Origin of the sequence: Streptomyces dengpaensis, from assembly GCF_002946835.1 — a bacterium.
Lineage (GTDB): Bacteria > Actinomycetota > Actinomycetes > Streptomycetales > Streptomycetaceae > Streptomyces > Streptomyces dengpaensis.
Window position 1 is genome coordinate 7875218 of sequence record NZ_CP026652.1, and the last position, 25345, is coordinate 7900562.

Sequence of the window (25345 nt, forward strand, 5' to 3'; positions counted from 1 at the left end):
ACAGACGTACGACACCCCTACGGAGGGCCCGATGAGCCGTTACCCGCACCTGCTGACCCCGCTCGACCTGGGTTTCACGACGCTTCCCAACCGGGTCCTCATGGGCTCGATGCACGTGGGCCTGGAGGAGGCCGAGCGCGGCTTCGAGCGGATGGCCGCCTTCTACGCCGCCCGGGCGCGCGGCGGTGTCGGGCTCATCGTCACCGGTGGCATCGCCCCGAACGAGTCAGGCAGGCCGTACGAGGGGGGCGCCAAGCTGACCACCGAGGCGGAGGCCGGGCAGCACACGGAGATCACCGCCGCGGTGCACCGTGAGGGCGGCAAGATCGCCCTGCAGATCCTGCACTTCGGGCGGTACGCCTACCACCGGGACCTGGTCGCCCCGAGCGCCCTGCAGGCGCCGATCAGCCCCTTCCCGCCGCACGCGCTCACCGACGCCGAGGTCGAGCAGACCATCGACGACTACGCCCGCACCGCCCGCCTGGCGCGGCAGGCCGGGTACGACGGCGTCGAGATCATGGGCTCCGAGGGCTACCTCATCAACGAGTTCATCGCCGCCCAGACCAACCAGCGCGAGGACCGCTGGGGCGGCTCGTACGAGAACCGGATGCGCTTCCCCGTCGAGATCGTCCGGCGTGTGCGTGAGGCGGTGGGTGAGGACTTCATCATCATCTACCGGCTGTCGATGCTCGACCTCGTGCCGGGCGGCTCCTCGCTGGACGAGGTGATCACGCTGGCCAAGGCCGTCGAAGCGGCCGGGGCGACGATCATCAACACCGGCATCGGCTGGCACGAGGCCCGTATCCCCACCATCGCGACCTCGGTGCCGCGCGGCGCGTACGCCTGGGTCACGAAGAAGGTCATGGGCGCCGTCGCCATCCCGCTGGTGACGACCAATCGCATCAACACCCCCGAGCTGGCTGAGCAGTTGATCGCCGAGGGCCATGCGGACATGGTGTCGCTGGCCCGCCCGATGCTCGCCGACCCCGACTTCGTCGCCAAGGCGGAAGCCGGGCGCCCCGAGGCCATCAACACCTGCATCGGCTGCAACCAGGCCTGCCTCGACCACACCTTCAGCGGCAAGATCACCTCCTGCCTGGTCAACCCCCGCGCCTGCCACGAGACCGAGCTCGTCCTGTCCCCGACCCGGCTGCGCAAGCGCGTCGCCGTCGTCGGCGCCGGTCCCGCCGGGCTCGCCTGTGCCGTCTCCGCCGCCGAGCGCGGCCACGACGTCACCCTGTACGACGCCGCGAGCGAGATCGGCGGCCAGCTGAACGTGGCCCGCAAGGTCCCCGGCAAGCAGGAGTTCGACGAAACCATCCGCTACTTCCGCACCCGGCTGGAAGAGCACGGCGTGGACGTGCGGCTCGGCACCTACGCCGACGCGGACGCCCTCGCCGAGTACGACGAGGTCGTCGTCGCCACCGGCGTCAGCCCCCGCACCCCCGAGATCCCCGGCGTCGACCACCCCAGCGTCCTCGGCTACCTCGACGTGCTGCGCGACGGCGCCCACGTCGGCGACCGCGTCGCGATCCTCGGCGCCGGCGGCATCGGATTCGACGTCGCCGAGTACCTCACCGACAGCGGCGACAAGGCGAGCGAGGACCCGGCGACGTACTTCCGGAACTGGGGCGTCGACATGGACTACCGCGCCCCCGGCGGCCTCGCCGCGCCCGAGCGGCCCGCCCCGCCCCGCACCGTCCACCTCCTGCAGCGCAAGACCTCCAAGGTCGGCGCCGGACTCGGCAAGACCACCGGCTGGATCCACCGCACCGAGCTCAAGCACCGCGGCGTCACCATGGTTCCGGGCGTCCAGTACGACCGGATCGACGACGCAGGACTGCACCTCACCGTCGACGGAGAGAGCCGCCTTCTGGACGTCGACACGATCGTGCTGTGCACCGGGCAGGAGCCGCGCCGCGACCTGTACGAGGAGCTGCTCGCCGCCGGGCGCAGCGCGCACCTCATCGGCGGCGCCGACGTGGCCGCCGAACTCGACGCCAAGCGCGCCATCAAGCAGGGCACCGAGCTGGCCGCGGCGCTGTAGGAGCCGAAGGCACGAGGGCCGTCCCCTGGGGCGGCCCTCCCTAGGATGGCTCCCATGTCACTCCCGCACGCGATCCTCACCGCCCTGCTCGAAAAGCCGTCCTCCGGCCTCGAACTGACCCGGCGGTTCGACAAGTCGATCGGGTACTTCTGGTCGGCGACGCATCAGCAGATCTATCGCGAGCTGGGAAAACTGGAGGCCGAGGGTCACATCCGCGCCCTCCCGACCGAGCAGCCGACCCGGGGACAGAAGAAGAGGTACGAAGTCCTGCCCGCGGGCCGCGCCGAACTCGCCCGCTGGACCGCCGCCTCCCAGGACCCGAAACCCCTGCGCGACGCGCTGCTGCTGCGTCTGCGTGCCTCGGCCGTCGTCGGCACCGAGGGCATCGACGCCGACCTGCGCCGCCATCTCGCCCTGCATCAGCGGCAGTTGGCCGAGTATGAGGAGATCGAGAAGCAGGACTTCCCGCCGGGCAAGGACTCCGCGCAGGACCGTATCCATCATCTGATCCTGCGCGCGGGCATCGATCTGGAGACCTTCTGGACCCAGTGGCTGACGCATGCGCTGGAGGAGCTCGAGCAGCTGCCCGCGCCGGAGTAGGCGGCGTGCGAGGAGGCGGCTCGCGAGGGGACGGCTCGCGAGGGGACGGCTCGCGAGGGGACGGCTCGCGAGGAGACGGCTTTCGAGGGGACGGCGTGGAAGAGGCCGCGTGCAAAGAGGCGGCCGCCCCTCCGACCGGAGTCGGGTGGACGGCCGCCGATATGACGGACCCTCGCATCAGAGCCGGTGGGGCTTGGCCCGGCGCCGCAGGAACCAGGCAGCGGCCACGGTGCCCGTGGCGACCAGCACCGCGCCGCCCACGAGGGTGACCGTGCCGTAATCCTTGACCGTTCCGCCGAAACCGCCCGCGACCCCGCGCGAGGGCGCGGTCGTCGTGGAGATCGTGGGCTTCGTGGCCGCATTCGGGGTGAGGTTCGCGGCGGCGGAGACGATCACGGACTGGGTGCCCGCCGTCGTTCCGTCCGCGCAGACCACGATGACGGTATAGGTGCCCGGACTCACGCCCGACCAGGACGCGGACTGGCCAGTGCTCGTCCCCGTCAACGTCGCTTGGCGCCCTTGGGAGAAGTTCGCCTGTCCACTGGAGAGCAAGGAGGCGCTGCCGTAGCTGCCGCCGTTGCTCGGACACGCGCTTGTGGTGACCGAGACATTGGAACCGGTGGTGCTCACGGAGATTCCCCCGACCGCGACGGCCGACGGAGCGGCCAGGGTGAGCGGAAGCGCAGCGGCGGCTGCCACGGTCAGGCCGGAACGGAGAAGTGTCTGAGTAGTACGCATAGGACTGCCCTCCAGCGGCACGGTTGGCGGTACATCCCGTCGCGCCGCCGAGGATGGGGAAGGCCCGTGCTGCCTCAGGGAGAGCCAACGTGCCCCCGGCCCGGCCCGCATGCGGACGGAGACCGGGCAGGTGACGAATTCCTTCGTCCGGCCGACTGTCGCGTGCTCGTTCGTCCGGCCGGCCGCCGGGGCTCATGCGTCCGTTATCGCTGGTTCCCCGTCATGACCGTGCGCTCTGCCGAGAACCCGCCCCACGTCCCGTCCGGCAGTTTCGCCCTGATCCGTACCCGGTGCGCGACCCCGGCGTCCCGGCCCACGTAGAAGCTGTACGTGGACGTGCCGCGCGGCGGAGTGCCGCCCCACACCAGCGAGGTGGCCGGAAGTCCGTCGAGATGGATCTGATACTCCGTGATCACCCCGTCCACCGCGGGCGCGACCCATGACAGATCGATGTAGTACGCCCCGTCGGCGCGGTGCGTCGTCGCACGGAAGCCGGTCGGCGCCGTGCCCCGGCCGTCGTCCGAGCCGGGCGCGGTGGTGAGCCGCACGGTGTCGCTGCCCGGCGAGACGTTGTCCGCCGCGTCGCGCGCCCGCACGGTGAACGCGTAGCGGGTGCCCGGCCGCAGCCCGGTGACCACGGTCGCCGTCTGCGCCCCGCCGACGCTGTGGATCTTCGAGGTGCCCTGATAGATGTCGTACGAGGCCACGCCGCGGTCGTCCGTCGACTTCTCCCAGGCCAACTGGACCGCCCGGCTCCCGACTGCCTTGCCGTTCGGCCGGCCGGGACGGGTGGGGGCCGTGTGATCGGCCGCGACCGCTGCCGGAGTGGTGGCGCGCACCCGCTTGCTGGGCGGTCCGGAGTCCCCGGCGGCGTTCCGGGCCCGGACCGTGAAGACGTACGTCGTGGACGGCTGGAGCCTGGTGATGTCCACCATGTGCTCCGCACCGGGCACTTCCTCGACCTTCGTGGTGCCGCGATATACCTCGTAGCGGCTGACCTCCGGATCCCCGGACGCCCGGTTCCACATGACGTGCACGCTGGTCGCGCTGCCCGCAGCCGCGGTCACGCCCATCGGCGCCGAGGGTAGTCGTTCGCCCTGATCGTCGTTCCGTGCGCCCCACCCGCAGGACGCCAGCACGAGGAGCGAGCCGCAGATCATCGCGCACATCACGGCAAGGGGAACGGGTCGCACGGTCCTGCCTTCCCTCGACGTGATTGGTCTGTACCTATAAGACACGGCTGGCGCGATCACATCAAGAGGCTGGGTGGCCGTTCGCCGGGCCGCCGTGCGGGTACGTATGCTGATCCTTGACGCGGCGTGAACTCGCCCTTGAATCAGGAGAGTTCACGTCCATGGCGCGGACCCGCTGTCGTCGCTGATCCCGCGCCGGCGAGGGCGGTCGAGTGGCCGGGGCCGACTACGGCTCGGGCCCTCGGCCGCATGGCGCCCGCCAGGACGCCGTGCACCGTGGCTTCGCCGACGCCGGGGAAAACCCTTATGCGGGCTGCCGCAGATACGACGTCAAGACGAATCTCGAGTGAAACCGGCTTTCCGGTACAGGCGTTCAGCGTCGGATCCGACCTCAACCTGTAGTCCCAGCTCGGTATCGCCTCGCTGCTCGGCGTCGCGGCGAATGCACTCCCACGGAAGGGTGAGATTGAGCATTCTCTTATACCTTCCGGTACGTGTACGCCTCCGTGGCCGCAGCCTCCACCGCGGCGAGGTCCGCGCCCGTCGAGGCCGTGACGACGGCGGCCACCGCGCCCTCGACGAAGGGTGCGTCTACGAGACGGGTCTGGTCCGGGAGTTCGTCTCCCTCGGCGAGCAACGCCTTCACGGTGAGGACCGCGCTGCCGAGGTCGGTGAGGACGGCGATCCCGGCGCCGCGGTCCACGGAGGCGGCCGCGGCGGCGATCAGCTCGGCGCTGGTGCCGAGGCCGCCGTCCACGGTGCCGCCCGCCGGGGCGACGGGAGCGGTCGTGCCGCCGCCCGCGAGGCCGATCGCCAGCTCGGCCACGGAAGCGGAGACGGCGGCGCTGTGGGAGACCAGCACGATCCCCACGAGCTTGTCCGTAGGGTCACTCATCGGCTGCCTCCACGAGTGCCGCGACCATGAGCGCCGAGGACGTGGCGCCGGGGTCCTGGTGCCCGATGCTGCGCTCGCCCAGATAGCTCGCCCGGCCCTTGCGGGCCAGCAACGGTGTCGTCGCGACGGCGCCCTCCTCGGCGGCGGCCCGCGCCGCCGTGAAGGAGTCGGGCAGGGCGTCCACCGCGGGTACCAACGCGTCGATCATGGTCTTGTCGCCGGGCGCGGCTCCGCCCAGCGTCATCACGGCGTCGACGCCCGTGCGCAGCGCGTCCGCGAACTGCTCCTCGCTGACCTCGGCGGCGTCCCCGAGCGCCTTGCCGGTCCGGCGCAGCAGAGTGCCGTACAGCGGCCCCGACGCGCCGCCGACCGTCGAGATCAGCTGCCGCCCGGCGAGCATGAGGATGGCGCCGGGCGTGTCCGGCGCCTCCTTCTCCAGAGCGGCCACTACGGCGGTGAATCCGCGCTGCATGTTCTTGCCGTGGTCGGCGTCGCCGATCGGCGAGTCCAGCTCTGTGAGCCGCTGCGCCTCGCGGTCCACGGATGCGGCGGTCGCGGTCATCCAACGGCGGAAGTAATCGGCGTCGAGCACGGAATCTCCTTGCGTGGTGCGAACGTTGACTGCGCGGACCAGTGGTGACCGGGCATTGACGGAGTGGTGCGGGCGGTGGCTGGTTGTCGGCCGTCGGCGGGCGATTGCCTGTTAACCGGGTTCACAGGCAATCCTCGGCGAGCGGCGCCTTGTTGCCTGGGGCTCATCTGCCTCCAACACGAGCGACTGCTTGTTGACCGCGTTCACATGCCCCAGCGCAGCCCCGGTGTTTTCACCGGCGCGTCCCACAGGCGGAGCAGCTCCTCGTCCACCTGGCACAGCGTCACCGAGGCGCCCGCCATGTCCAGCGAGGTGACATAGTTGCCGACCAGCGTGCGGGCCACGGGGATTCCGCGCTCGACCAGCACCCGCTGGACCTCCGCGTTGAAGCCGTACAGCTCGAGCAGCGGGGTGGCGCCCATGCCGTTGACCAGGACCAGTACCGGATTACGCGGATCGAGGTCCTCCAGGACCGCGTTCACCGAGAAGTCGGCGATCTCCCGCGAGGTCATCATCGCGCGCCGCTCCCGTCCCGGCTCGCCGTGGATGCCCACGCCGAGCTCCAGCTCCCCGGGCGGCAGGTCGAAGGTCGGGCTGCCCTTGGCCGGGGTCGTACAGGCGCTCAGTGCGACGCCGAAACTGCGGGAGCTCTCGTTGACCTGCCGGGCCAGCGCCTCGACCCGCTCCAGCGGTGCTCCCTCCTCGGCGGCGGCACCCGCGATCTTCTCCACGAACAGCGTCGCGCCGGTGCCGCGCCGCCCGGCCGTGTAGAGGCTGTCGGTCACGGCCACATCGTCGTTGACGAGGACCTTCGCGACCTGGATGCCCTCGTCCTCGGCGAGCTCGGCCGCCATGTCGAAGTTGAGCACGTCACCCGTGTAGTTCTTCACGATGAACAGCACGCCCGCACCGCTGTCCACGGCGGCCGCGGCCCGTACCATCTGGTCCGGCACCGGGGACGTGAACACCTCGCCGGGACAGGCCGCCGACAGCATCCCGGGACCCACGAAACCGCCGTGCAGCGGCTCGTGCCCCGACCCCCCGCCGGAGACGAGGCCCACCTTTCCGGGCACCGGAGCGTCCCGCCGTACGATGACCCGGTTCTCGACGTCCACCGTCAGCTCCGGATGCGCGGCCGCCATGCCCCGCAGCGCGTCCGCGACCACCGTCTCCGCCACGTTGATGAGCATCTTCATGGATACCTCCTGGTGGGATTAGCAGCTTGGTGCTTGACCGGTGTTATTACTGGTCAGAGCGGGTTCGCCTTGTTGTCGATCTTGGCAGTGCGTGGCGCGCGCAGGCGGAGTCTGGCGGGGTTGATGCTGACCCCTTGCTGACTTGGCTGACTGGTCGTCACGTCTGGCTGGCGTGCAGATCGGCGGTCTGCGGGGCCGCTCTCGGCAGTATCGGCTCTGCGGGAGCAATGGTCACGTGTGACGACGTGTTTGGGCTGCGTGAGTCGTCTGCTTGGTTGGTACCTGCCCGGGACGACGGGTGATCGGCAAGACGTGCCGAGTTGCTGCATATCAGTACTCGGAAACGGACGTTCTCCTATGTGCGGAGTGAAAACCGCGTACGGCTAGGGCAGTGAGGCGGTTGTAAACATCTGCGCTGAGTATGGCTCAGGCCCATCACGTGGGGGCGCCGATGCACCATGCTCAATTGCGGGACGAGAAATTGCGGATCTTCGGCTCCTCGCGTCGGAAACAGGGGGTCCGGACGGTTTACTTCGTATCGCCTTTGGTGGATGAAACCAGCGCTCCGACAACGACAGCAGTAAGAACCGTCGTCGTTGATGCGATCACGCTATGTCTGCACGGCTGCCGACATAAATCGTATTACCAGGGATGACCACCACGTGGGGTCGGACGGTCGAGCGGAGTCGTTCACCATCACCTGCCATTTCAAAGACCTCTCCGCCGATGAGCAGGCGAACTCCTCAAAGGCCGCTCGGCGATGAGTGTCGCGCACGACCTTGAACGCGAGGGAATCCGGACCCGCGACGGTGCACGCTGGACGTGCCGCGCCATCGTTCGCATGGTGAAGTCGCCTCCGACCCGCGCGACCGCCGCGGGGTGCGCTTTCCGCTGGCGACGCTGCTCGCAGTAGGGGTGTGCGCCATGACGTGCGCGGGCCACAACTCCCTTACCGCGATTGCCGAATGGGCACGCCGCTGCCACCAGGCGGTGCTGACCCGCCTGGGCTGCCCGTTCGATCCGTTCGCCGGACGCTTGCGGGCCCCGGGTGAGCGGACCCTGCGCGATGTGTTCGCGCGGGTGGATGCCGCCGCGCTGACCGCGGCCGGCTTCGGCCGGCTCGCGGCACTGACACCTGCGAACGCAGGCGCCTGCGGCCCCGACGGTGTCACGAACGCGAGCAACGTCGCGCCCACCGCGCGGCCGCCCGCCGCCAGGACACGGACGAACCGAGGCGCCGCGCCTTCGCCGTGGACGGCACATGCCTACGCGGAGCGGTCCGGGATGACGGCAGCCGCGTCTTCGTGATGACCGCCGTGCGCCACGACGACACCCTGACCGCAGCCTTGGGCCAGATCGGCGCGAAGACCAACGAAATCCCCGATTTCGCCCCGCTGCTGGACACCATCGACGACACCGATCTGGCCGACGCCGTCGTCGCTGTGGACGCCCTGCACGCCCAGAAGGACCACGCCCGCTACCTCGTCGAAGACCGCGGCGCCCACTACCTGCTCTCCGTGAAGAACAACCAGCCCAACCTGGCACGGCAGTTGAAAAAGCTGCCCTGGAACCAGGTCCCCGTCCTGGGCAAGTCCCGAGATCGCGGCCACGGCCGTGAGGGGGTCCGCGAAGTCAAGGTCGTCACCGTGAACGGACTCCTGTTCCCGCGCGCCCGCCAAGTAGTGCGCATCCACCGCAAACGCCGCCGCATCGGCACCAGGAAGTGCAGACCGAGACCGTCTACGCCGTCACCGACCTGACCGCCGGACAAGCCACCCCAGCAGAGATCGCGGCCTGGGCAAGCGGCCACTGGATCATCGGGGACACCGTCCACTGGACCAAAGACGTCCTTCGCCGAGGACGCCAGCCGCATTCGCCGCCACCGCACCCCCACCGTCATGAGCGCCCTGCGAGATCTCGTACGCGCCACCCTCCACCGGGCCGGCTGGGCCAACATCGCCAGCGGCCGACGCGCCCACACCCGTCCCGACACCGCCCTCGCCCTGCACGGCATCCCTTGAACGAAACAGACGATCGGGACTCCCCGGCGTCCAGTGGTGAAGGCCCGCCGGGACGTCGTGGGCCGCGCACAACCGTCGTATGGCGGACGGGCAAGCGCCTAGCGCAGCATTCCTGCTAGGACACCCGTGTGCGTGAGTCCGACCATCTCGGCGCCCACGGCGCCCCAGCGAGGTAGTCCTCGACCAGTACGGCGTCGCCCTGTCCGCCGGTAGCCAGAGCCCTGGGAAGGTCCGCCTGATCGCGGACCAGGCTCATGCCGACGCTGGAGCTGCCGAAGGGTGGCTTGACCATCACGTCCCGTCCGTTCCAGGTCGCCGGGCCGCCGGACCTCACCCACCAGTCGGGCGTGGGGACACCGAGGCTCAGCATCGACCGAATGTGCTCCAACCCACATCCGGAGGCTCCGCGCCCGGCCGGACCCGGAACTCCGTCCCTGCGGGGGCGACGGTGTAGGTCGCCCGCCTCGGTGAGCACCTCGTCCCGTTCCTGCACCGCGAGCAAGCGGCCACCCTGGTGTCCCGTTGGGGACGTCTGCGGCAGGGGTGCTCCTGCCGCTCTCTCCTTCTCCCCCCGCGGTGCTACGACCCGGCACGTCGGCCGAGGGGCGGTCCGGGAAGCGGCGCCGGATACCCTGACGGGATGATCGAGAATCCTCCGCCCTGCCCGAAGTGCTCCTGTGAGTACACCTACGAGATGAACGCCCTTGTGGTGTGCCCTGAGTGTGGCCACGAATGGGTTCCGGCCGAGAGTGTCACCGAGGGTGGGGACACCGCCGGGGAGCGTGTCGTGAAGGACGCCGTCGGCAATGTGCTGCTGGACGGCGACACCGTGGTCGTGGTCAAGGCGCTCAAGGTCAAGGGAAGCCCCTCGGGGATCAAGGCGGGCACCAAGGTGCGCAACATCCGGCTGGTCGACGGGGTCGACGGGCACGACATCGACTGCAAGGTCGACGGTTTCGGGGCGATGCAGCTCAAGTCGAGCGTGGTCAAGAAAGCCTGATTCCGTCGCCCCGTCCATGGCGGGAGCACTGGTGCGGCAGCCTGATGCTGAATTGCAAAATTTCGCAATTGGTTAGATGCTATGTTGGCTGTGTTCGCAGGTAGCCGCGGGCACAGCCTTTCGCGTCCGCCCCCGGGGCGGGGCTCGTAAGGGAAGCCGAGGGGTCGTGTCCGTTCCGCTGTACCAGGCCCAGGCCGAGTTCTTCCGAATGCTGGGGCATCCCGTACGGATACGGGTGCTGGAGCTGCTGCAGGACGGACCGATGCCGGTGCGGGACCTGCTCGCCGCCATCGAGGTGGAGCCCTCCAGCCTGTCGCAGCAGCTGGCGGTGCTGCGCCGCTCGGGGATCGTCACCTCCGCTCGCGAGGGCTCGACCGTCGTCTACGAGCTTGCCGACGGGGACGTGGCCGACCTGATGAAGGCCGCACGGCGGATCCTGACCGAGATGCTGGCCGGGCAGGGCAAACTGCTCGCCGAGCTGCGGGAAGCGGAGGTCGCCGCCCGATGACCTCGCAGATCAGCCGGGTCTGGGCCCGGATCGCGGAGCTGCTGCCTGCCCGCGCCGACCTGACGGAGATGCGCCGCGACCCACGTCGGAACGTGCTGGCCGGGCTGACCGTGGCCGTCGTGGCGTTGCCGCTCGCCCTCGGCTTCGGCGTCTCCTCCGGACTGGGCGCGGAGGCGGGCCTGGCGACCGCGGTGGTCGCGGGTGTGCTCGCCGCGCTCTTCGGGGGATCGAACCTGCAGGTGTCGGGGCCGACCGGCGCGATGACAGTGGTCCTTGTCCCGATCGTGGGCGAGTACGGGACGACCGGCGTCCTCACGGTCGGTTTGATGGCCGGCGTCATACTCATCGCCCTCGCCGCGCTCAAGGCCGGGCGCTACATGCAGTACGTCCCCGCGCCCGTAGTTGAGGGCTTCACACTGGGCATCGCCTGCGTGATCGGCCTGCAGCAGGTCCCGAATGCGCTCGGCCTGCCCAAGCCCGAGGGCGACCGGGTGCTGGTGGTGACCTGGCGGGCGATCGAAGAGTTCGCCAAGTCCCCGAACTGGACCGCCGTCGGCTTCGCGGTCGCGGTGGCCGCCGTCATGCTGGTCGGGGCACGGTGGCGGCCGACCGTTCCGTTCTCCATCCTGGCCGTGATCGCCGCGACGGTGGTCGCGCAGGCCGCCGGTCTGGACGCCGCCAAGCCGATCGGAGCCCTGCCTTCCGGTCTCCCTGCACCCTCCCTCTCCTTCCTCGACCTCGGCTCGTTGGGCAGCCTGCTCGCCCCGGCGGTGGCGGTCGCCGCCCTGGCCGCCTTGGAGTCCCTGCTGTCCGCCTCGGTTGCCGATGGCATGACGGTCGGCCAGCAGCACGACCCCAACCGCGAGTTGTTCGGCCAGGGCATCGCCAACATCGCTGCCCCGCTGTTCGGCGGGGTACCGGCGACCGGCGCGATCGCCCGCACCGCGGTCAACGTCCGGACGGGCGCGAGCTCCCGGCTCGCCGCCCTCACCCACGCCGCGATCCTCGCCGTGATCGTCTTCGCGACGGCACCCCTGGTGTCGAAGATCCCGCTCGCCGCGCTGGCGGGCGTGCTGCTGGCCACCGCGGTCCGCATGGTCGAGGTCGGCTCGCTGCGGGCGATGGCGAGGGCGACCCGCTCCGACGCGCTGATCCTCGTCCTCACCGCCGTCGCGACCCTGGCCCTGGACCTCGTGTACGCCGTCATCATCGGCCTGGCCGTCGCGGGTGCCCTCGCGCTGCGCGCCGTCGCCAAAGAGGCCCGCTTCGACCAGGTGCCGCTCGACCGAGGTGACCACAGCGCTGAGGAACACGCCCTGCTGGCCGAGCACATCGTCGCGTACCGCATCGACGGGCCGCTGTTCTTCGCCGCCGCCCACCGCTTCCTGCTGGAACTGACCGAGGTCACCGACGTCCGCGTCGTGATCCTGCGCATGTCACGAGTGTCGACGATGGACGCCACCGGCGCTCTCGTCCTGAAGGACGCGGTGGAAAAGCTGCGACGCCGTGGCATCGTCGTCCTCTCCTCCGGGATACGCCCCGGCCAGCGCCAGGTCCTGGACTCGGTCGGCGCGCTGGACCTGCTGCGTCACCAGGGCCGGGAGTACGCCACCACCCCCGAGGCGATCCGGGCCGCCCGCGACCACCTGGAGACAGCCGGAGTCCTACCCACTCTTCCCGCACAGAAGCCCCGAACCTCCAGCGAGGAAGCCCTCCGATGAGCACTCCCCCCGCTCCCCTCCGTATGGTCGAAGTCTCCGGCGCGGAGGCCCTGTGGCTGTTGGAAGGCAGCAGTTTGGGCCGGCTGGTGTACGTGCAGCGGGATCTGACCGTGGTGCGGCCGGCCCGGCACGTGTGGGAGTACGGCCGCCTGGTCGTCCGTACTCCGGCCCCGGCCGCGGCGGTGCCCGCGACGGCGACGTACCACGTGGACGAGATCCGCGCCGTGCCCGGCACCGGCTGGACGGTCACCGTCTCCGGACCGGCCGAGGTGATCACGGACCCCGACGAGGCCGCCCACTACCGGCGCACCCTGACCGGCTGGACCCACGGCCCGCACGACACCCTGCTGCGCCTGCACCCCAAGACCGTCGCCGGTTTCCGCCTCGCCCGCGCGGAGGCGTGAGTGATGTCCACACAGCTCGAAGCTCTGCCCCACCGGCACGTGCTCACGCTGCCCACCGAACCGTCCGCCGTACGGATGGCCCGCGAGGCGGCAGAGCTGGCCCTGGTCGAGTGGGGGATCGGGTTGCGTCACCCCACGGTGGACCCGGCCCTGCTCATCCTTGCCGAGCTGGTCACCAACAGCGTCCGGCACGCCGCCGTCCTCTCCCCGCAGGTGACCGTGATCTACGCGGCGGGCTCGGACTGCCTGGCCTTCGCCGTCCATGACCGCCACCCCTACCAGCCTCTGCTATCCGGGGCGGTGACCGGCACCGGCGGCATCGCCACCGTCATGGAGGTCGTCCTCGCCCTGGGAGGCACGGCGGTGGTTCGCGCGGATGCCGACGGCCGGGGCAAGAGCATCTGGATCACCCTCCCCCTCTGACCGGTCGCCACGTCTCCTGCCGACGCCCGCACAAGGAAGTACACCATCATGACCATCGACGGGCGCTACACCGTCGAGGAGAACCTCGGCATTCTCTCCGTCTCCGGATTCCTCGGCCCGGACGCGGTTCGCCGTTTCACGGGCGCGGTCGGCTGGGCCCTGGCCCGCGGCACCGGACCGGTTGTCGTCGATCTGGCCGACCTGCGCAGCTGATCGGCCGAGGGACAGGTGGCGATCGCTGAAGCCGCGCGCCGTCTGACGGAGGCGGGGCGCAGCCTGGAGCTGGCCGCCATCCCCGCCGACGGCTCCCTCGTCCCGATCGGCGAGCGGGGTGATCCTCACGCAATCCTCCTCACAGGACCTCAGGAATTGCTAACATTAGCAATTCCTGAGGTCCTCATCGCTGGATTCGGCGGCCCGGTTCCTTGGCGCGGGTTCGGTGCTGCCGGAGCCGCAGGCGAGGATGGGCCGCATGTGCTTGACGAATGGGTGGATGCGATGCGCCGAGGCCCGGCCGGCGGGGCCATGCTGCTGTACCGGGAAGGGGGTGACGCGGTGAGTACGCCGCTGTACCAACTGAAGGCCGAGTTCTTCAAGACGCTCGGCCACCCGGCGCGCATCCGGGTCTTGGAGCTGCTGAGTGAGCGTGAGCACGCGGTCGCGGAGATGCTGCCCGAGGTGGGCATCGAGCCCGCGCATCTGTCGCAGCAGCTCGCGGTGCTGCGCCGGGCGAACCTGGTGGTGACCCGCAAAGAGGGCTCGACCGTGTATTACTCGCTGACCAGCCCGCACGTCGCGGAACTCCTCCGGGTCGCCCGCACCATCCTCTCCGGCGTGCTGGCCGGCCAGGCCGAGCTGCTCGCCGACCTGCAGGCCGCGCAGGGGGAGGCAAAGCCGCCGTCGTAGTGACTTCCGTCGACCGGCGGCCGCCTCCCGAGAGATGGACAGCGCTCTGCGGGAGCGGGAGGCGGCCGCCTTCACCAGAATTCTCCATAAGGGCAAACATGGCGGAGCCGCTGCGGCGCACGGTGGCCGCGATGAGCGAGCCCCGTCTGGTGGTCGCGGTGGGGGACTGCGCGATCAACTGCGGTGAGTTCGCGGGTGGGTACGGCGTCGAGGGCGCCGTTGCCGATGTACGCGGCGTTCAAGGCCCTGCTGTTCTGCGCCGCTGGGTCGGTGCTGAGGGCGACCGGCCTGCGGGACCTCGACCGGCTGGGCGGGCTGCGGGCGCGTATGCCGGCCACCGCCGGGCTGTTCGCGGTCGCCGCACTCGGGGCCGTGGCACTGCCGCCCGGCAGCGGGTTCCTGCCTGTGGCGTTGGCGGACACGATCGTCCCGGACTTCCCGCTGACCAACAAGAGCTTCAACCTGTCCTACGCGGGCAACGACCTGTGACGGTGGGCAACCGTCCGGCGTGCGTTACAAGTCGCCCTGGACGAGGGGGCGGCACGTCATCTGCCCGGCCGTCGGCCCGATGTTTCACCCGTCACGGTGTGCGGTGCAGGCGGCTTGATGCCTTGCGGTCCCGGAGCGGCAGCACGGGCGAGCGCCGGATTACCGATGAGGCCCTTGCCTTCGGCAGGATGGGCGCCATGACCGAAATCCACACTCCCCGCCTTCTTCTCCGTCGCTGGCATGACGACGACCTCGCGCCGATGGCGGACATCAACGCCGACCCGCGGGTCATGCGCTGGATCGACGACGGCTCGGTACGCGACCTGGACCACACGGCAGAGGCCATCGAGCGGTGGGAGGAGGAGTGGGACGAGGAAGGCTTCGGACTCTTCGCCGTCGAGCTGCTGGCCTCGGGTGAACTGGCCGGCTTCACGGGTCTGTCCGTGCCCGAGTTCCTGCCGGAGGTACTGCCCGCCGTGGCCATCAGCTGGCGGCTCGGCTCACAGTTCTGGGGCCAGGGATATGCGTCCGAAGCCGCCCACGCCACACTGGAGTTCGCACTCCAGGACCGCGGTCTCGACCGCGTCATCAGCATCCACCGGGTGGGTGACGACGCCTCCGAGAACGTCATCCGCAAGCTCGGCATGGTGCCTGAGCGAGAGGCGACGCACCCGGTGTACGGCTATCCGCTGCGCGTTCACACCATCGATCTCACCGAGTTCCAGGCATGAACCGGCTGCACCATCGATGACCACAAGACAGCCGACCGCTGTCCATACGCCCTCGTCACGGAGCGGACACCCAGGCAAAGGATGTTACATTCCCGTCGCTGACCTGCGCTTTTACGGAACTGCGGCCAGAGCCGTTTTCGGTGAGCGGCATCACCGAGGCTTCGGCCACTGCCGCCTGGCATACGACGAGTTCAGGTTCAACCCGAGGCCGATCCACAGACATCCGGTCTCGAGCATTGCTCCTGAGGAGGACCAGGCACCCGGAGTATCCCGGTCTGCTTGAGCAGATCTACCGGAACTATCAGTCCGAAGTACTGCCTGGAAGCCCACGAGGACGACCTCTGCCCGGGGTTCATGACGATCCGGAAGGCCAACGGCCGTCCCCACGCCTTGCACATGTCGAAGGGGGAGCGCAACGAGACCGAGGCCGAAAGCGATCTCCACAGGCACTCAGGGGGTACACCGCCAAGGTGGCCGTGAGGGAAGGACTCCGGGCGACTCAGGAGCATCGACCCAGGCGCGGCAAGCGTCGTACGGACGTGACGGCGGAGGGCGGCGGAGGGCGGCGGAGGGCGGCGGAGGGCGGTGGAGGGCGGCCAGGGCGATTGCAAAGTCTCGTGATCTTGGGTTGCCGCTGGTCAGTTGAGCCCGAGGAGGTCCAGTGGCCGTTCGAAGGGACGGAAGGACATCTCTCGCAGGGCGGTGGCGACCCTGACCTCGGACTTCACGAGATCGCTGCCAGAACCATCTTTGAGAAGCGCCAACATCGACCGGGTGGTGGCAGTACGCCTCTGTTCGGCCGTGAGTTGCTGGGCGCGGTGGCGGGCCTGAGGTGGTCTTCGGACTATTCACGGCATAGCCGGCACGCACATCAACCGAGTGCGCGGTGTGCGTTTGTCATGCGTCCTGTGATGGTGAGAACCCTTGTGAAGGGTGCGGTGTTGGGGCCAGGGTCGGAGACTTCGGCGAAGTGCCCGGTGGAACTGAGGCCTGGAGAGAAAGGGACCAGCCACTCCAGCGCCGCGAGGGCCAGTTCCGGGTCGGGTGTGAAGTCCGCGCCGATGGCCTGGGCCAGATCCCAGGCATGGACGCACACATCGCCCCACCGGATGAGGGTGAGGGAGTCGCCGGTCATCTCGCCGAGCGACGAGTGGTGTGCCGTGCGTTCCAGCACTCCTGGTGCCTCGACTGCGGCCTGCGCTTTCGATGCCCACAGACGGCATGTGTCTGCCACCTCGTCGTCCGAGCCCGCGGCCGCGGGCTCGGACGCGGACATGTCGGGGTGGAGCGCACGGACCAAGGCGATGTGGCCTCTGGTCACGTGTTGGACCAGATCGCGGATGTTCCATTCGGTGCAGGGAGTGGGAAGCTCCCAGCCCTCGTCCGGTATCCGGCTGAGGAATTCGCCGAAGTAGCCGTTGACGATCCGCAGTGCTTGCCGGTTGTCCAGGGGTCTGGTGTGCATTGCTGCACTGTAGTAGGCCCAGCCGACCAAGAACATCGCAGCTTGCGCGCACGCGCACTGCGGTGCTTCCCCCGGCTCCCGGCCGCACTGGAGCCGGGCACAGGCGGAGGGCCGAGCTCGCAATCGATGAACGTTTCGCGGTCCATGTTGCGGCGGGCCTTGGCCCATTCGTCGTTCTGCACGGCCAGGACAGCGCCGACCAGTTGGACCCGCGCGTGCGGCCTCCTGCCGTGCCGGGGTCGTGTGACAGGTGTGGCACAGCTCAGCCACGTGATCGTCAACCGCTGGTCACTGTATGGAAGTTGCTGCGTAGCATCCTGGCCGACGCATGGTGAACAGGTGATCTCAGGAGGCTTGTGATGGGGAACGGGGGACCGGTGCGCCTTGGCTGTGCGGTCGCGGTGTGCGGGTTACTGCTGGCGGGCTGCACCTCAGGTGGAGCCGAATCGTCCGGATCGACTGCTCCGCAGAAGGCCGGTGTCACGGGAACCGCCTCCCCGTCGCCGACCGCCGTCGTCGACACCGACCCGGCCAAACTCCCGACGTCCGCGGCCCAGGCCGCTGCCCTGGTCCGGGAGGTCCTTGCGAAACCTTCCGAGTTCGGCCCGGACACTGTCCGCCGGGATCCGTACGAAAGCGACCCCCAGCTGTGGGCGGTTCTCGGGGACGACTGTGTCTGGCATCAGCAGGCACTCCCGAAGGACGTCCTCGCCACCCTGACCCGCTCCTACGAGATACCGACGTACGGCAAAAAGGGCCCGCTGCGGCTGAGCGCCGTCGTCACGGTGCACCGCACCCCCGAGCAGGCCGACTGGGAGAACGCCGAGGTCCTGGAGGAGATGATGCGCTGCCCCGCGCAGCAACTGCGCTCCGACGAGAGGGTCACGAAACTGAACGACATCCCGTTCTCCCTCGGTGAGGCCGGGAACGAGTCCGCCGACGACTCCCTCACGGAGACCGGCAAGTACACGAGCGCCGAAGTCGGCGGCCCCCACGAGTACGTCTGGCGGCAGACCCGCATCGGCCAGTTCACCCTCGCCGTCTCCGCCGAGGGCTCCAAGGGCTGGTCCCAGGCAGACCTGTTCGACCGGCTGCGGGATCCGCACGTCAGCATGGGGTCCAGGCTCAGACTCGCGATCGAGCGGGATACGCCCACCGCGGCCGTCTCGGCCTCCGCGTCACAGTCCGCCGGCACGAAGGGCGACCGCTGATGACCGGGAAACTCACCCCCTCCGACCCGGCCCGCATCGGCGGCCACCGTCTGCTCGCCCGGCTCGGCGCCGGCGGCATGGGCGCCGTCTATCTCGGCCGTGCCGAGTCGGGGGAACTGGCCGCCGTCAAGGTGATCCTGCCCGAGTACGCCGACCAGCCCGAGTTCCGCGCACGCTTCCGCCGCGAGGTCGCCGCCGCCCGGCGCGTGGACAGCCCCTGGGCCGTGCCGGTCACCGGCGCCGACCCGGACGCCCCCGCGCCCTGGCTGGCCACCGCCTTCGTCCCCGGCCCCTCGCTCGCCGAGGCCGTCGCCACCTGCGGTCCGCTGCCTCCGCGCGGTGTGCGCATCCTCGGCCGGATGCTGGCCCGCGCCCTGACCGCCGTACACGACGCGGGACTCGTCCACCGCGACGTCAAGCCCGGCAATGTGCTGCTCGCCGTCGACGGCCCCCGCCTCATCGACTTCGGCATCGCCCGGGCGACCGAGGAGACCGCGCTCACCTCGGCCGACATGGTCGTCGGCACACCCGGCTTCCTCGCCCCGGAGCAGGCCCAGGCGCAGCCCGCATCGCCCGCCAGTGATGTCTTCGCCCTCGGCAGTCTCCTCTCCTACGCCGCCACCGGCCGCCCGCCCTTCGGCACCGGAGCCGTGGACGCCCTCCTCTACCGCACCGTGCATGACGAGCCCGACCTCGACGGTGTCCCCGACGACACGCGCGCATTCCTGGAGCGCTGCCTCGCGAAGGACCCGGGCGCCCGGCCCACCGCCCGCGAGGTGGACGAGACGCTGGTCGAGGACACGCCCCACGACACCGTCGACTGGCTGCCCGACACCGTCGTACGACTCATCGCGGACCGCTCCGCCGCGATGCTCGCCCTCCCGGACATCGAGGCGACGGCCCTCGACGCGAGGGCGGACGGGCAGCCGACGCCTGCCGACACATCGCCGCGCCCCTCCAGCCGCCGCCGCTTCCTGCTGCTCGGCGGCGCGGCCCTGCTCACGGCCGGTGGCGGTGCAGCCGCCTGGGCCGCCCTGCGCGAAGACGGCACCGCGTCGGCCGCCTCGCCCCGTGCCCGCCGCTGGATTCTCGGCGTCCAGGCCGACCTGACGGGCCCGCAGAAAACCGTCGGACAGGCTCAGGAACGCGGGATACGGCTGGCCGTCGAGCAGTTCAACTCCCGCAAGGACAAGCCCTTCACGCTCACCCTCAAGACAGTCGACGACCAGGGCGACGCGACCCGCGCCGTCAAGGTGGCCCGCGCCCTCGCCGCCGACCGTGACCTGCTCGCCGTCATCGGCTCGACGGGCGACGAGACCACCGGTGCGAGTCTCGACAGCTACGACGCAGAGCTTGTCCCCCAGCTCACTGCCTCCTCCGCGCAGTACCCCTACGGTGTCTCGGAGCCCCGCCACTTCCTCCAGGCCGTCCCCGGCTACACGAGCCTGCCCGGCACGGCCGCCTTCTCCCTCCAGACCCAGGGCGCCCAGCGCGTGGGCGTGCTGATCGACCGCGACGGCGGCATCCCGGCCTGGCAGTTCGGCCGCGCGATGTTCGGGGGCCTCGACTTCCTGAAGATCGTCGGTGAGCCGCGCGTCGCACCGCGGCTGGCCGAGGACCTCGCACCGGTGGTCGCCGAGATGGTCGCGCGGAAGCCGGACGGCTTCGTCTACACAGGCACCCCGGCCCGCGCCGCGGCCGTCGCGCGCGCCCTCGCGCGGACGGACTTCACCGGACTGCGCGTCCTCGGTTACACCGCCGCCGAACCGGAGTTCCTGACCGCCGCGGGCGCCGCCGCCGATGGCTGGCAGGTCTTCGCCCCGTACATCGATCCGTCGGCCTCCCCCGTCCGCGCCTTCGCCACCGCCTACCGCGAACGCTACGGCGCCGCACCGCCGTACTGGGCGGCGGAGGGCTACGACGTGGCCCGCATGGTCATCGCCCGCATCACCGAGGCCGGCGGCCGGCCCTCCCGGACCAAGCTGTACAACCTGCTGGCGAAGGGCACGTACAAGGGACTCGTCCGCACCTATGCGTTCGACCAGAAGTACCACTTGCTCGAAGGTTACGAGACCTTCCGCTACGAGGTGACGGGCAGCCGGTACACCTACGCGGGCAGGGTGGACCTCTGATGGAGCCTCTGACTGCCGACGACCCCGAGGACATCGGCGGACACCGGCTGCTGGCCCGGCTCGGCGCGGGCGGCATGGGCGTCGTCCACCTCGCGCGTATGCCCGGCGGGGCGCTCGTCGCGCTCAAGACGATCCGAGCCGAGCACGCGGTGGACCCGGCCTTCCGCACTCGGTTCCGCCGCGAGGTGACGGCGGTCCGTGGTCTGACCGGGCGCTGGCTGGTGCCGGTCGTGGCCGCCGACACGGAGGCCCGGGAGCCGTGGCTGGCCACGGAGTTCGTTCCCGGACCGTCCCTGGTCGAGGCGGTCGACGGCTTCGGCGCACTGCCTGTCACCGCCGTACGCACCCTGGGATCCCGGCTGGCCGACGCGCTGAGTGCCGTACACGACGCCGGACTTGTGCACCGCGATGTGAAACCGGGCAACGTGCTCCTCGCCCTGGACGGCCCCCGCCTCATCGACTTCGGCATCGCGTATGCCGCGGGTGCCACCGCGCTCACCGCACCGGACGCCGTTGTCGGCACGCCCGGCTTCCTCGCGCCGGAGCAGGCGCAGGCCGCCGGGGAGGTCGGTCCGGCGAGCGACGTCTTCTCGCTGGGCTGTGTCATGGCGTACGCGGCCTCGGGCCGGCGCCCGTTCGGCACCGGGTACGCGGCGGGCGTCCTCTTCCGCACGGTGCACGAGGAGCCGGACCTGGCGGACGTCCCCGACGAGCTGAGGGACTTGATCGGGGCCTGCCTGGCCAAGGACCCGACCGAGCGGCCCACGGCCCAGGAGGTCGCCGCCGCGCTCCGGGACCCGCGCATCTCCCTCGCGCGGGAGATCGCCGAGGCCCAACGGGAGCACTGGCTGCCGCCCGCGATCCTCCGCGTGGTCGCCGAACGCTCCGCACGGGCGCTGGACGTGCCCACCCCCCGACGCCCCACACGCCAACCCGCGGACGACGACCCGGCCGCCGATCCGGCCGCCGATCCGGGATTCACGCACCCACAGGACGCTCGCCCCCCGAGCCGACGGCGTGTGCTGCTGATGGGAAGCGCCGCGGCCTCCGTGCTCGCCGTCGGCGGCGGGGCCACCGCCTACCTGACGGCCGGGCGAGGCGGCCAGGGCGGCGCGCTTCCCGTACACACCCTCGGCTTCCAGGCCGACCTCAGCGGCGCGAACAAGGCGAACGGCGTGGCGCAGGAGCGCGGGGCGCGGCTCGCCGTGGAGCAGCACAACGCGCGCGCCGGCATCACGTTCCGCCTCGCCCTCGAGACCGTCGACGACCGGGGCGACGCGACGTGGGCCAAACAGGCGGCCCAGCGCCTCACCGGGGCCGGGGTGAGCGCGGTCCTCGGGCCCAACACCGCCTCCGCGGCGCTCGCCGCCGGCCCGCTCTACCTGGCCGCCGACACAGGCATGGTGCTCATCTCCGTGGACGACGCGAGACTCGACGATGCCAGGCTGCGCACCCTGTGCGTCACCCGCGCCCCGGAGCGCTACGTGGCGCTCCCGCTGCTCTCGTACCTGACCGAGGTACAACCGGTCGACCGCACGGCCGTCATCGATGACCGGGCAGCGGGCCCGACGGGCTCGGACGTCACCAACCAAGTCGAGCAGAACCCGCCCCAGGAGGGCACGACCAGCGTCCACTCCGTGGCCGCCGAGAGCGACGACTTCGGCCCCGCCGTCCGCGCCGCCCTCGCCGCCAAGGCACAGGCCGTCGTCTTCAGCGGCACATCCCCCGAACGCGCCGCCCGCTGCGCGCGCGCACTCACCGAGGCGGGCTTCTCCGGACCGCGCCAGGGCACCTGGCACATCATGCAGCCGGCCTTTCTCCAGCAGGCCGGACCCGCGGGCCAGGACTGGCTGTTCGGCACCCCCTTCACCGACCCCGGCAGCGTGTCCCGCGACTTCCAGGCCGCCCACCGCGCGAAGTACGGCACCACACCGGGCCGCTGGTCCCCGGAGGCGTACGACGCGGTAGGACTGGTCGCCCGCGCCCTCAAGTCGCTGGGCGGCTCGGCCGACGTCCAGCCACGATCCGTATCGCCGCGACTCTTCGACGTCACCTACAAGGGACTCGCCAAGACCTTCCACGTCAGCACCAACGGCGTCGACCCCCTGAAGTCCGGCGCGTTGTACTTCCTGTTCCAGGCGAAAGGGAACACCTTCCGCTTCCTGGGACGCTACGACCAGGTCAAGTGAGTCCACGGGCTGGAAACGCTCGCCACGTGTCGATCCGGCACGGCCTCCGTGCTGGTATCCGGGCATGGGTGAGCCGGTTGTGCGTGACATGAGGCAGCGGCACCCGGGGCGCGGGCGCGCGTGGACCGGCGGCGGTCACGCCGATCTGCGCGGCGGCACGTCCGCGTCCGGCCGTGCGGCGTGGGTGGTGAACCAGTCCCGGGCCAGTTCGGCGACGGTGTCCAGGGCGCCCGGCTCGGTGAAGAGGTGGGTGGCGCCGGGGACGACGGCGAGCTGGTGTTCGCAGTGCATCCGGTCCGCGGCGAGCCGGTTGAGGCTGAGTACTTGGGTGTCGCGGCTGCCGACGATGAGCAGGGTCGGGGCCCGCACCCGTGCCAGTGCGGCCGGGGTGGCCAGGTCGGGGCGCCCGCCGCGGGAGACGATCGCCTGGATGTTGTCGTCGGCGGCGGCCTCCAGGGCGGCGCCCGCGCCCGTGCTCGCCCCGAAGTAACACACGGGCAGGTCGGTTTCCCGGCGCAGCCAGTCCGCCGCGGCCTCCAGGCGCCGAGCCAGCAGGAGGACGTCGAAGACGTTGCCCCGGTCGCCTTCCTCGTCTTCGGTGAGCAGGTCGAGCAGCAGGGTGCCCAGGCGGGCGCGGTTGAGTGCGGTGGCGACGTACTGGTTGCGGGGGCTGTGCCGACTGCTGCCGCTGCCGTGCGCGAACGCGACCACAGCTCGGGCGGCATCGGGGAGCGCCAGCAGCGCGGCCAGCCGTACGTGCTCGGCGGGCACCTCGACGTCGCGGTCCGGCGGGGGATCACCCGGAGTGTCCGGGAGCGGAGCCGTCGTGGTGGGGCGGTCGGCTCGGGCCAGCAGCGCGGCGACCTCCGTGTCGCTGGTCTGGGCGAAGTCGTGGTACCAGGCGCCGACGGAGCCGAAGTAGCGAATCGCCTGCAGACAGACGACCTGGTCGGCCACCGCGTCCAGGTGCGGCAGGGTTCGTTCCGGCCCGACCGGGATGGCGAGGATGATCCGCGCCGCCCCCTGGTTCCGTACGACCCTGCAGGCGGCCTCGGCGGTGGCGCCGGTGGCGAGACCGTCGTCCACGATCACCACGGTGCGCCCGGCCACGGGCACGGGGACGCGCTCGGCGCGGTAGCGGCTCACGCGCCGCTCCAATTCGGCTCGCTCCGTCTGCTCGACCGCCTCCTGCCGGTCGGTGCTCAGCCCGGTCTCGTCCAGGATGTCCTGGTTGAGGACGCGTACGCCCTGCTCGCCGATGGCTCCGAACCCCAGCTCCGGCTGCCACGGCACCCCGAGTTTGCGCACCACGAGCACGTCCAGCGGCGCGTCGAGGCCCCGGGCCACCTCGTACGCCACGGGAACCCCGCCCCGCGGCAGCCCGAGTACCACCACGTCCTCGCCCCGCAGGTACTCCAGGCGCCGGGCCAGGCGACGCCCGGCGTCCGTGCGGTCGTCGTAGCGCATGCGCCACCTCCTCGAGCGCGCGCTTGCGTCAGCGCGGCAAGCCGCCCTTACCTCTATTGGAACGCGTTCCGCCCAGCTCGGCAGAGGAGATCGCCCCGGTGCCCCGAACCGCGTGGAGAGGCGTTGTCACGTGGCGACAGGGCCCGCCAGCTCCACGATGTCGTCGGCCGCGACATCATGCAGCCGGATGGCGAGGTCCTCCAGGGCACGGCTGGCGGCGAGTTCGTCGCCGATCTCGGGGATGGGCCGGTCGATCGGATTGCGCCGGGCCACGCCCCTGCCAGTGACGGTCGACGTGTCGCGGGTGGTCAGCACGGCACGCGCGTGCGTGTCGTCGCCCTCCTCCGAGATGTAGATCTGCACGGTCCACTGCTTGGTTTCCATCGTGATCACTTCCGTGCGCGGGTTCCTCACTCTTCTCAGCCTGCGCCTGTCCCGGTGCCCGGTCCAGCGCCGGGCGGCCGCGCCGGGAGCCGATGCGTTCGCGGGCCCCGGGGAGTGGACATGTCAGGGGGTTTCTTCGGAAGCCGCCACGGGTGCCTGGAGGTCCTCCGCCTCGGGGAGCTCCTCGACGTCCACGCCGCGCACCTGTGCCAACTCGTGCTTGAGCGCGGCGAGCTCGGCACCGCCCGCCATGTGGTTGGTGAGCTCTTCCAGGCTGACCTCGCCGCGGTCGGCGCTCAGTTCCATGGTGCCGAGCCGGAGCACGCTGAAGTGGTCGCCGACCATATAGGCGTGATGCGGGTTGTGGGTGATGAAGATGACGCCGAGGCCGCGGTCGCGGGCGGCGGCGATGTATTTCAGGACGACACCGGACTGCTTGACGCCGAGCGCCGCCGTCGGCTCGTCGAGGATGAGCACGCGGGCGCCGAAGTAGACCGCGCGGGCGATGGCCACGGACTGGCGCTGGCCGCCGGAGAGCGTGCCGATGGGCTGGTCCAGGTCGTCGAGGACGATGCCCATGTTGCGCAGTTCGTCGTCCGCGGTCTTCTTCATGCGGGCGATGTCGAGACGCCGGACGGGCCAGGGCCCCAGGGTCATCTCGGAGCCGAGGAAGAAGTTCCGCCAGACCGGCATGAGGGGGACGGTGGCGAGGTCCTGGTAGACGGTGGCGATGCCCTTGTCGAGGGCTTCGCGCGGGGTGGTGAAGCGCACCGCCTCGCCGTCGACGAGGAACTCGCCCTCGGTGTGCTGGTGCAGGCCCGAGATGATCTTGATCAGGGTGGACTTGCCGGCGCCGTTGTCGCCGAGGACGCAGGTGACCTGACGGGGGCGGACGGCGAGGTCGACGCCGTGCAGGGCCCGGATGTTGCCGTACGACTTGCCGGCGCCCCGCAGTTCGACGACGGGGGCATCTTCCTGGGGTGCGGTGTCCTTGAGGGTGGCGCCGTGCGTACCGGTTCCGTTGCTTGTCATG

Annotated in this window: 22 protein-coding genes and 3 pseudogenes; 15 read left to right on the top strand and 10 right to left on the bottom strand. The window is 70.6% G+C overall.

The features are described from left to right. Positions 1–31 precede the first annotated feature (31 nt). Together C4B68_RS36710 and C4B68_RS36715 are read left to right on the top strand one after the other, a co-directional pair. Positions 32–2047 (top strand): NADPH-dependent 2,4-dienoyl-CoA reductase, encoded by a 2016-nt coding sequence (locus C4B68_RS36710; protein ID WP_099502296.1) that lies wholly within the window; start codon positions 32–34, stop codon positions 2045–2047. A 54-nt stretch (positions 2048–2101) separates the two neighbouring features. Beyond that, a complete protein-coding gene (locus C4B68_RS36715; protein WP_099502295.1) occupies positions 2102–2647 on the top strand; it encodes a PadR family transcriptional regulator in 546 nt (181 codons plus the stop codon). A gap of 177 nt (positions 2648–2824) precedes the next feature. Here the strand turns inward: C4B68_RS36715 and C4B68_RS36720 are convergent, their stop codons facing one another. The 5 genes from C4B68_RS36720 to dhaK form a co-directional block, all read right to left on the bottom strand. Next, positions 2825–3385, bottom strand: a complete 561-nt coding sequence (locus C4B68_RS36720; RefSeq protein ID WP_099502294.1) for a hypothetical protein — start codon at positions 3383–3385, stop codon at positions 2825–2827. 203 nt (positions 3386–3588) lie between these two features. Then, entirely contained in the window at positions 3589–4554 is a 966-nt protein-coding gene (locus C4B68_RS36725) for a fibronectin type III domain-containing protein (protein ID WP_180289272.1), read from the bottom strand. Between the two features lie 502 nt (positions 4555–5056). After that, the gene (locus C4B68_RS36730) at positions 5057–5473 is read right to left on the bottom strand and encodes a PTS-dependent dihydroxyacetone kinase phosphotransferase subunit DhaM (RefSeq protein WP_099502292.1); all 417 of its coding nucleotides are present in this window, start codon (positions 5471–5473) and stop codon (positions 5057–5059) included. Beyond that, entirely contained in the window at positions 5466–6065 is a 600-nt protein-coding gene (gene dhaL, locus C4B68_RS36735) for a dihydroxyacetone kinase subunit DhaL (RefSeq protein ID WP_099502291.1), read from the bottom strand. Before dhaL ends, C4B68_RS36730 begins: the two co-directional genes overlap by 8 nt. Before the next feature lie 203 nt (positions 6066–6268). Further along, positions 6269–7261 (bottom strand): dihydroxyacetone kinase subunit DhaK, encoded by a 993-nt coding sequence (gene dhaK, locus C4B68_RS36740; protein WP_099502290.1) that lies wholly within the window; start codon positions 7259–7261, stop codon positions 6269–6271. A gap of 816 nt (positions 7262–8077) precedes the next feature. Here dhaK and C4B68_RS44895 point away from each other — a divergent pair. Beyond that, positions 8078–9282 (top strand): annotated as a pseudogene (locus C4B68_RS44895) (ISAs1 family transposase). 115 nt (positions 9283–9397) lie between these two features. Here C4B68_RS44895 and C4B68_RS36760 read toward each other — a convergent pair. Then, a complete protein-coding gene (locus tag C4B68_RS36760) occupies positions 9398–9652 on the bottom strand; it encodes a D-alanine--D-alanine ligase family protein (protein WP_240634589.1) in 255 nt (84 codons plus the stop codon). 270 nt (positions 9653–9922) lie between these two features. Between C4B68_RS36760 and C4B68_RS36765 the strand changes: the two genes are divergently transcribed. The 9 genes and pseudogenes from C4B68_RS36765 (at position 9923) to C4B68_RS36805 (ending at position 15464) form a co-directional block, all read left to right on the top strand. Next, positions 9923–10282: a zinc ribbon domain-containing protein YjdM gene (locus C4B68_RS36765; protein ID WP_099502286.1), complete on the top strand. Its 360-nt coding sequence runs from the start codon at positions 9923–9925 to the stop codon at positions 10280–10282. A 166-nt stretch (positions 10283–10448) separates the two neighbouring features. Next, positions 10449–10790, top strand: coding sequence for an ArsR/SmtB family transcription factor (locus tag C4B68_RS36770; RefSeq protein ID WP_099502285.1), 342 nt, complete (start codon positions 10449–10451; stop codon positions 10788–10790). Next, positions 10787–12511: a SulP family inorganic anion transporter gene (locus C4B68_RS36775; protein WP_099502284.1), complete on the top strand. Its 1725-nt coding sequence runs from the start codon at positions 10787–10789 to the stop codon at positions 12509–12511. The genes C4B68_RS36770 and C4B68_RS36775 overlap by 4 nt, the downstream gene beginning before the upstream one ends. Then, positions 12508–12915 (top strand): pyridoxamine 5'-phosphate oxidase family protein, encoded by a 408-nt coding sequence (locus C4B68_RS36780; RefSeq protein ID WP_099502283.1) that lies wholly within the window; start codon positions 12508–12510, stop codon positions 12913–12915. Before C4B68_RS36775 ends, C4B68_RS36780 begins: the two co-directional genes overlap by 4 nt. Before the next feature lie 3 nt (positions 12916–12918). Beyond that, positions 12919–13338 (top strand): ATP-binding protein, encoded by a 420-nt coding sequence (locus tag C4B68_RS36785; protein WP_099502354.1) that lies wholly within the window; start codon positions 12919–12921, stop codon positions 13336–13338. 48 nt (positions 13339–13386) lie between these two features. Beyond that, positions 13387–13665: pseudogene (locus C4B68_RS36790) on the top strand (STAS domain-containing protein); the annotation flags it as partial. Between the two features lie 228 nt (positions 13666–13893). Further along, positions 13894–14244: an ArsR/SmtB family transcription factor gene (locus C4B68_RS36795; RefSeq protein ID WP_048820334.1), complete on the top strand. Its 351-nt coding sequence runs from the start codon at positions 13894–13896 to the stop codon at positions 14242–14244. A gap of 228 nt (positions 14245–14472) precedes the next feature. Further along, positions 14473–14733 (top strand): annotated as a pseudogene (locus C4B68_RS36800) (proton-conducting transporter transmembrane domain-containing protein); the annotation flags it as partial. 197 nt (positions 14734–14930) lie between these two features. Then, positions 14931–15464, top strand: coding sequence for a GNAT family N-acetyltransferase (locus tag C4B68_RS36805; protein WP_099502282.1), 534 nt, complete (start codon positions 14931–14933; stop codon positions 15462–15464). An 871-nt stretch (positions 15465–16335) separates the two neighbouring features. On the opposite strand, the gene C4B68_RS36810 is transcribed toward C4B68_RS36805, so the two are convergent. Beyond that, the gene (locus C4B68_RS36810; RefSeq protein ID WP_167459229.1) at positions 16336–16929 is read right to left on the bottom strand and encodes a TIGR03086 family metal-binding protein; all 594 of its coding nucleotides are present in this window, start codon (positions 16927–16929) and stop codon (positions 16336–16338) included. Between the two features lie 359 nt (positions 16930–17288). On the opposite strand from C4B68_RS36810, the gene C4B68_RS36815 reads away from it, so the two are divergent. The 3 genes from C4B68_RS36815 to C4B68_RS36825 are packed head-to-tail and all read left to right on the top strand — an operon-like array spanning position 17289 to position 22461. After that, positions 17289–18140 (top strand): hypothetical protein, encoded by an 852-nt coding sequence (locus C4B68_RS36815; RefSeq protein ID WP_240634590.1) that lies wholly within the window; start codon positions 17289–17291, stop codon positions 18138–18140. Continuing rightward, positions 18140–20272 (top strand): bifunctional serine/threonine-protein kinase/ABC transporter substrate-binding protein, encoded by a 2133-nt coding sequence (locus tag C4B68_RS36820; RefSeq protein WP_099502280.1) that lies wholly within the window; start codon positions 18140–18142, stop codon positions 20270–20272. Before C4B68_RS36815 ends, C4B68_RS36820 begins: the two co-directional genes overlap by 1 nt. Continuing rightward, the gene (locus C4B68_RS36825; protein WP_099502279.1) at positions 20272–22461 is read left to right on the top strand and encodes a bifunctional serine/threonine-protein kinase/ABC transporter substrate-binding protein; all 2190 of its coding nucleotides are present in this window, start codon (positions 20272–20274) and stop codon (positions 22459–22461) included. The genes C4B68_RS36820 and C4B68_RS36825 overlap by 1 nt, the downstream gene beginning before the upstream one ends. Before the next feature lie 135 nt (positions 22462–22596). Here the strand turns inward: C4B68_RS36825 and C4B68_RS36830 are convergent, their stop codons facing one another. From C4B68_RS36830 to C4B68_RS36840, 3 genes are all read right to left on the bottom strand, one after another. Then, positions 22597–23928 (bottom strand): phosphoribosyltransferase, encoded by a 1332-nt coding sequence (locus tag C4B68_RS36830; RefSeq protein WP_099502278.1) that lies wholly within the window; start codon positions 23926–23928, stop codon positions 22597–22599. A 126-nt stretch (positions 23929–24054) separates the two neighbouring features. Further along, on the bottom strand, positions 24055–24312 hold the full coding sequence (locus C4B68_RS36835) for a DUF1876 domain-containing protein (RefSeq protein ID WP_167459230.1): 258 nt from the start codon (positions 24310–24312) through the stop codon (positions 24055–24057). A gap of 123 nt (positions 24313–24435) precedes the next feature. Then, complete coding sequence (locus tag C4B68_RS36840; RefSeq protein WP_099502276.1) at positions 24436–25344, bottom strand: ATP-binding cassette domain-containing protein; 909 nt, start codon at positions 25342–25344, stop codon at positions 24436–24438. Position 25345 lies beyond the last annotated feature (1 nt).